The sequence below is a fragment of the Pseudomonas putida genome, from assembly GCF_028682395.1.
GTDB lineage: Bacteria > Pseudomonadota > Gammaproteobacteria > Pseudomonadales > Pseudomonadaceae > Aquipseudomonas > Aquipseudomonas putida_AB.
Genome location: NZ_JANHLC010000022.1, coordinates 1 through 6,352 on the forward strand (window position 1 = coordinate 1; position 6,352 = coordinate 6,352).

The 6,352-nt window shown below is 57.5% G+C and carries 6 protein-coding genes; all 6 read left to right on the forward strand.

The window, feature by feature from the left end:
* Positions 1–367: 367 nt before the first annotated feature.
* A complete protein-coding gene (locus tag NPS46_RS24980) occupies positions 368–2,092 on the forward strand; it encodes an acetolactate synthase 3 large subunit (protein WP_274112020.1) in 1,725 nt (574 codons plus the stop codon).
* Between the two features lie 2 nt (positions 2,093–2,094).
* Positions 2,095–2,586, forward strand: a complete 492-nt coding sequence (ilvN, locus tag NPS46_RS24985; protein WP_003176102.1) for an acetolactate synthase small subunit — start codon at positions 2,095–2,097, stop codon at positions 2,584–2,586.
* A gap of 47 nt (positions 2,587–2,633) precedes the next feature.
* Positions 2,634–3,650, forward strand: a complete 1,017-nt coding sequence (gene ilvC, locus NPS46_RS24990; protein ID WP_274112022.1) for a ketol-acid reductoisomerase — start codon at positions 2,634–2,636, stop codon at positions 3,648–3,650.
* 145 nt (positions 3,651–3,795) lie between these two features.
* Positions 3,796–4,653 (forward strand): CDP-diacylglycerol--serine O-phosphatidyltransferase, encoded by an 858-nt coding sequence (gene pssA / locus NPS46_RS24995; RefSeq protein ID WP_274112024.1) that lies wholly within the window; start codon positions 3,796–3,798, stop codon positions 4,651–4,653.
* A 63-nt stretch (positions 4,654–4,716) separates the two neighbouring features.
* Positions 4,717–5,730 carry a protein-methionine-sulfoxide reductase catalytic subunit MsrP gene (msrP, locus tag NPS46_RS25000; protein ID WP_274112026.1) on the forward strand — a complete coding sequence of 338 codons (1,014 nt, stop codon included), beginning with the start codon at positions 4,717–4,719 and terminating at the stop codon, positions 5,728–5,730.
* The coding region (msrQ, locus tag NPS46_RS25005; RefSeq protein ID WP_274112027.1) for a protein-methionine-sulfoxide reductase heme-binding subunit MsrQ at positions 5,730–6,352 on the forward strand (623 nt) is incomplete at its 3' end. The genes msrP and msrQ, both read left to right, overlap by 1 nt.

The following is a 6,352-nucleotide window of genomic DNA, read 5'->3' on the forward strand; positions in this document are numbered from 1 at the left end:
CTAGCATACTCTTCGAGCAAAGGTTTTCTCGTGCATTCTCATGTGCTTAAGTTCGAATAAAGCGAACAGATAACTTGACTTGCAGAAGCCGAATCAGAACAATCCAAAGTCCGCTGTAGAGGGACTGCCAGAAGCAGACCCGCTCAGTAGATCATGAGGCGCACACCCGCGCCGACCTGTTACACCCGCAACGCGTTACCTCGCGCTGGGTGGGAGATCCCCGCAACACTTGGGGCTATCCCAATACTTGCTCAGTCAGTGCTGACGTAGTCGGCGACCACCGTCGCTCATGCTCTGCTAAGCAGTAAACCTATTAAGACCCGTCCCTTTTTGTGGGCGGTATTCTGGCGTTTTAGAGGTGAACAACGTGGAGCTTTTATCTGGCGGTGAGATGCTCGTCCGCTTCTTGCGTGACGAAGGCGTCAAATATATCTACGGGTACCCAGGTGGTGCTCTCCTGCATGTCTACGATGCCCTGTTCAAAGAACCGGAAGTGACTCACATCCTGGTTCGTCACGAACAGGCCGCAACCCATATGGCTGACGGCTACGCCCGTGCCACCGGTAAAGCCGGTGTGGTACTGGTGACCTCCGGCCCGGGTGCGACCAACGCCATCACCGGTATTGCCACGGCCTATATGGACTCCATTCCGATGGTGGTCATTTCCGGCCAGGTGCCTAGCACCATGGTAGGCACCGATGCGTTCCAGGAAACCGACATGATCGGTATCTCCCGGCCGATCGTGAAGCACAGCTTCATGGTCAAGCACGCTTCGGAAATCCCGGAAGTCATGAAGAAGGCCTTCTACCTGGCTCAATCCGGTCGTCCTGGTCCGGTCGTGGTCGATATCCCGAAGGATATGACCAACCCGGCTGAAAAGTTCGAATACGTTTTCCCCAAGAAAGTGAAGCTGCGTTCCTACAGCCCAGCGGTGCGTGGCCACTCCGGCCAGATCCGCAAGGCGGCGGAAATGCTGCTGGCGGCCAAGCGTCCCGTGCTGTACTCCGGCGGTGGCGTCATTCTTGGCGGTGGTTCCGAGCCGCTGACCGAGCTGGCCAAAATGCTCAACCTGCCCGTTACCAACACCCTGATGGGGCTGGGCGGCTATCCGGGCAGCGACCGTCAGTTCGTCGGTATGCTGGGGATGCACGGTAGCTATACTGCCAACCTGACCATGCACCACGCCGACGTTATCCTGGCGGTCGGTGCGCGCTTCGATGACCGAGTGATCAACGGCCCGGCCAAGTTCAGCCCGAACGCCAAGATCATTCACATCGACATCGATCCGGCTTCCATCTCCAAGACGATCAAGGCAGACGTGCCTATCGTGGGGCCGGTGGAGAGCGTGCTGACTGAAATGGTCGCGATCCTCAAGGAAATTGGCGAGACCCCGAATAAGGAGTCCGTTGCCAGTTGGTGGAAGCAGATCGACGAATGGCGCGGTGATCGCGGCCTGTTCCCTTATGAGAAGGGTGACGGCAGCCTCATCAAGCCGCAGACCGTTATCGAAACCCTCTGCGAAGTCACCAAGGGCGATGCCTACGTGGCTTCCGATGTGGGCCAGCACCAGATGTTCGCTGCGCAGTACTACACGTTCGACAAGCCGAACCGTTGGATCAACTCGGGTGGCCTGGGCACCATGGGCTTCGGTTTTCCTGCGGCGATGGGCATCAAGCTGAGCTTCCCGGATGCGGACGTAGTCTGCGTCACGGGCGAGGGCAGCATCCAGATGAACATCCAGGAGCTGTCGACCTGCCTGCAGTATGGTTTGCCGGTGAAAATCGTGATCCTGAACAACGGCGTACTCGGTATGGTTCGCCAGTGGCAGGACATGAGCTACGGTAGCCGTCACTCGCATTCCTACATGGAATCACTGCCGGACTTCATCAAGCTGGCGGAGGCCTACGGCCACGTTGGTATGCGCATCACCGATTCGAAGAGTTTGAAGTCGAAGATGGAAGAGGCGTTCGCCATGAAGGACCGCCTGGTGGTGATCGATGTTGCGGTCGACACCAGTGAGCACGTCTACCCAATGCAGATCAAAGACGGCTCCATGCGCGATATGTGGCTGAGCAAGACGGAGCGTACTTAATCATGCGGCACATCATTTCCCTGCTTCTGGAAAACGAACCCGGCGCTCTGTCCCGTGTAGTCGGCCTGTTTTCGCAACGCAACTACAACATCGAAAGCCTGACCGTGGCGCCGACCGAAGACCCAACATTGTCGCGTCTGACGTTGACCACGGTTGGTCACGATGAAGTCATCGAGCAAATCACCAAGAACCTGAACAAGCTGATCGAAGTGGTCAAGCTGGTCGACCTCTCGGAGAGCGCCCATATCGAGCGTGAACTGATGCTGGTCAAGGTCAAGGCGACCGGCGCCCAGCGCGCCGAAATCAAACGCACCACCGATATCTATCGTGGGCAGATCGTTGATGTGAGTGCCAGCGTTTATACCGTGCAACTGACCGGTACGAGCGACAAGCTGGACAGCTTTATTCAGTCGATCGGGACCGCCTCGATTCTGGAAACCGTACGCAGTGGCGTCACCGGGATTGCCCGTGGCGACAAAGTACTCAGCATCTAACCAAATTAGCGAATGGCCTGAACGGCCTGGATATATAGGGGAAATTCATGAAAGTTTATTACGATAAAGACTGTGACCTGTCGATCATCCAGGGCAAGAAAGTTGCCATCATCGGTTACGGTTCCCAGGGCCACGCCCAGGCGTGCAACCTGAAAGATTCCGGCGTCGACGTTACCGTCGGCCTGCGTAAAGGTTCGGCTACCGTTGCCAAGGCTGAAGCTCATGGTCTGAAAGTCACTGACGTTGCCAGCGCTGTTGCCGCTGCCGACCTGGTCATGATCCTGACCCCGGACGAGTTCCAGTCGCAGCTGTACAAGAACGAAATCGAGCCGAACATCAAGAAAGGCGCCACCCTGGCCTTCTCCCACGGTTTCGCGATCCACTACAACCAGGTTGTTCCACGTGCCGACCTCGACGTGATCATGATCGCGCCGAAAGCACCGGGTCACACCGTGCGTTCCGAGTTCACCAAAGGCGGCGGCATCCCTGACCTGATCGCTATCTACCAGGATGCTTCCGGCAACGCGAAAAACGTTGCTCTGTCCTACGCCGCAGGCGTTGGTGGTGGTCGTACCGGCATCATCGAAACCACGTTCAAGGACGAGACTGAAACCGACCTGTTCGGCGAGCAGGCTGTTCTGTGCGGCGGTACCGTTGAGCTGGTTAAAGCCGGTTTCGAAACGCTGGTTGAAGCTGGCTACGCGCCGGAAATGGCCTACTTCGAATGCCTGCACGAACTGAAGCTGATCGTTGACCTCATGTACGAAGGCGGTATCGCCAACATGAACTACTCGATCTCCAACAACGCCGAGTACGGCGAGTACGTGACCGGTCCGGAAGTGATCAACGCGGAATCCCGTCAGGCCATGCGCAACGCTCTGAAGCGCATCCAGGACGGCGAGTACGCGAAGATGTTCATCTCCGAAGGTGCTACCGGCTATCCTTCGATGACCGCCAAGCGTCGTAACAACGCCGCTCACGGTATCGAAGTCATCGGCGAGCAACTGCGTTCGATGATGCCGTGGATCGGTGCGAACAAAATCGTCGACAAAGCCAAGAACTAAGTTCCTGGTCTTGTAGGGAAAACGCGGCTTCGGCCGCGTTTTTTCGTTTGTGTGAGCCGCTTCTGGTATAAAGCGGGATCGTTTGGGGCGAACCCATGTCCCAAACCTCTGTCGAAACTTTCCATCCCGTTGCAAGGTAATGTCCATGAGCGAACGTCCCGAAGAGCCGAACAAGGCCTCTGACGCCGAAAGCCTGCTGCCGATCGATGAGCATGTCGAAGAAGGGCATGACGCACAAGGCCGTAAAGTCCGGCATCGTGGTATCTATCTGCTGCCGAACCTGTTTACCACCGCGAACCTGTTCGCCGGTTTCTACGCAATTATCAGTGCCATGAGCGCGCAGAGTGCCCTGAGCGCGGGAGATCCGGCAGGGGCGAGCAAGTATTTCGCGTTCTCCGCTATCGCGATTTTCGTGGCGATGGTGCTCGACGGCCTGGATGGGCGGGTTGCCCGGATGACCAACACCCAGAGTGCTTTCGGTGCCGAGTATGACTCGTTGTCCGATATGGTCGCTTTCGGTGTCGCCCCGGCACTGCTGGCGTTTGGCTGGGCGCTTGGGGATATGGGCAAGGTGGGCTGGATGGTCGCCTTTATCTATGTCGCCGGTGCTGCGCTGCGTCTGGCGCGCTTCAACACCCAGGTCGGCACTGCCGATAAACGCTACTTTATCGGTCTGGCCAGCCCGGCAGCCGCGGGCGTCGTGGCGGGTACGGTGTGGGCGTTCAGCGACTACGGTATCCAGGGCTCCAAGATGTCTTTCCTGGTTGCTTTGCTGGTGGCTGCGGCAGGCATGCTGATGGTCAGCAATATCAAGTACAACAGCTTCAAGGAGCTGGACCTGAAAGGGCGTGTGCCTTTTGTCGCCATTCTGGCGGTGGTGCTGGTGTTTGCCGTGGTCTTCAGCGATCCGCCGCGTATCCTGCTGCTGATCTTCCTTGCCTATGCGGCGTCCGGCCCGGTGCAGTACCTGTTGCGTCTACGTCGGCACAAAACCGGCGAGTGATGTAATTTCCCCCATACTCCGTAGTCTATTGGTGCATCAGTTCTCCAATACTACGGAGTAGTCATGCTTATCAAAGTGCCTTCGGCGTCCGACTGCAAAGAGTCGGATGTCACGCCTGAATCCTTCTATTTATCACGTCGCGCTGTATTGGGCGCTTCCCTGGCCACGCTGGCTGTCGGCAGTGTGCCGGGGTGGGCGCGAGCGGCTGATATGGCGCGCTATGCGGATGTCGAGGCGAGCCGTGCGCCCGGCTGGCTGGCTGACAAGCTGGCCGCAACCCAGTGGGGGGCGGTGACGGTCAAGGATGAGGCGATAACGCCATTCAAGGATGCGACGCACTACAACAACTTCTATGAGTTCGGTGCCGACAAGGGCGACCCCGCGCAAAATGCCGGCGCCTTGAAGACCGAGCCTTGGAGTGTGGTGGTGGACGGTGAGGTCGACAAGCCGGGGCGTTATGCGCTGGAAGACTTCATGAAGCCTTATCAACTGGAGGAGCGGATCTATCGGTTGCGCTGTGTCGAAGCCTGGTCGATGGTTATTCCGTGGATTGGTTTTCCGATCTCGGCCTTGCTCAAGCAGGTCGAGCCGACGTCCAAGGCTAGGTTCATTCGATTTGAAACGCTGCAGGATCCGAAAAGCATGCCGGGGCAGCGCTCGGGCTTTGCGCTGATCGACTGGCCGTATGTCGAGGGGCTGCGCCTGGATGAAGCGATGAATCCGCTGGCGATTCTGGCCGTGGGTATGTACGGGCGGGAGCTGGCCAATCAGAACGGCGCGCCGCTACGTTTGGTCGTGCCCTGGAAGTATGGATTCAAGAGTGTCAAATCCATTGTGCGTATCAGCCTGGTTAGCGAACAGCCGAAAACCACCTGGCAAAGCATCGCCTCGGACGAGTATGGCTTCTATGCCAATGTGAATCCCACGGTGGATCATCCGCGTTGGACCCAGGCGCGTGAGCGTCGGTTGCCCAGTGGTCTGTTCAGCCCGAATGTGCGGGAGACCCAGATGTTCAATGGGTACTCGGAGCAGGTGGCTTCTCTCTATACCGGTCTTGATCTGCGGAAGAACTATTGATGCGTTATCGGTTGTGGCGTGTGGGAGTGTTCCTGGTTGCCGGCGTCTGGCCAATGTGGTGGCTGTATCAGGCCTGGATATTTGCCTTGGGGCCGGATCCAGGCAAGGTCTTGGTCGATAGGCTCGGGCTGGGCACGTTGATCCTGTTGTTGATTACTCTGAGCATGACGCCTTTGCAAAAGCTGATGGGGTGGCCGGGCTGGATTTCGGTGCGGCGGCAGCTAGGGCTCTGGTGCTTTGCTTATGTAGTGCTGCATCTGAGTGCGTATCTGGTTTTTGTGCTGGGGTTGGACTGGTCGCAGTTGGGTGTCGAGTTGCGCAAAAGGCCTTACATCATTGTGGGGAGTTTGGCGTTCCTTGGTCTGTTGGCGCTGGCGGTTACATCCAATCGCTATAGTCAGCAGCGCTTGGGCGTTCGCTGGAAGAGGTTGCATCGTTTGGTCTATGTGATTCTGGGTCTGGGTTTGCTGCATATGCTGTGGATTGTGCGCGCAGACCTTAAAGAGTGGGCTATCTATGCGACGCTGGGGAGCGTGCTTCTATTAGTACGTGTACCGGCCGTGGCAAGGCGAATTCCCCGTTTGATGGGGCGAAAACGCACTTCTGCAACAAAAGCCCGAAA